This is a genomic window from Pseudomonas sp. TJI-51, assembly GCF_000190455.2.
Taxonomy (GTDB): domain Bacteria; phylum Pseudomonadota; class Gammaproteobacteria; order Pseudomonadales; family Pseudomonadaceae; genus Aquipseudomonas; species Aquipseudomonas juntendi.
This window is the reverse complement of sequence record NZ_AEWE02000028.1, coordinates 6896-7450: the sequence shown is the minus strand read 5'-3', so window position 1 is coordinate 7450 and position 555 is coordinate 6896. Positions and strand designations below refer to the sequence as shown.

1 protein-coding gene is annotated in these 555 nt (G+C 68.6%); it reads left to right on the top strand.

Annotated features, from left to right (window positions below; translation table 11 throughout):
* On the top strand, positions 1 to 555 hold a 555-nt coding region (locus G1E_RS29255), incomplete at both ends, for an Ig-like domain-containing protein (protein WP_047149715.1).

Here is a 555-nt window from a genome sequence, read left to right as displayed (position 1 = left end):
CCCCGCCGGCGGCGCCGCTGGCCACCATCAATACCAACGGCACAATGGTCAGCGGCTCTGGCCAGGTTGGCAGCACGGTTACCGTGCGCAACAGTGCCGGGACCGTGCTGGGGACGGCAACCGTGGGCAGCACCGGCCTGTTTGTGGTCAGCCTGAATGCCGCGCAGATCGACAACCAGGCACTCAGCGTCACGCTCACCGACAGTGCCGGCAATGAGTCTACCGGTACCGCACTGACCGCCCCGGACCTGACCCCGCCGGCTGCGGCCGCCAACCTGGCGATCAGTGCCGACGGCAGCACCCTGACCGGTACCGGTGAAGTGGGCGCCACGGTGACCGTGCGCAGCGCCAGCGGCACCGTGCTGCAAACCGCCACCGTGCAAGCCGATGGCAGCTTTACCGTGACCCTGAGCCCCCCTCAGGACAACGGGCAGGTGCTTGCGGTGACACTGAGCGACCCACGCGGCAACGTGTCGGGCAACGCCAGCATCACTGCGCCGGATGTGGATGCCAACGCCCCGGTCATCGCCAGCGATAACCTCGCCACGGCGACGG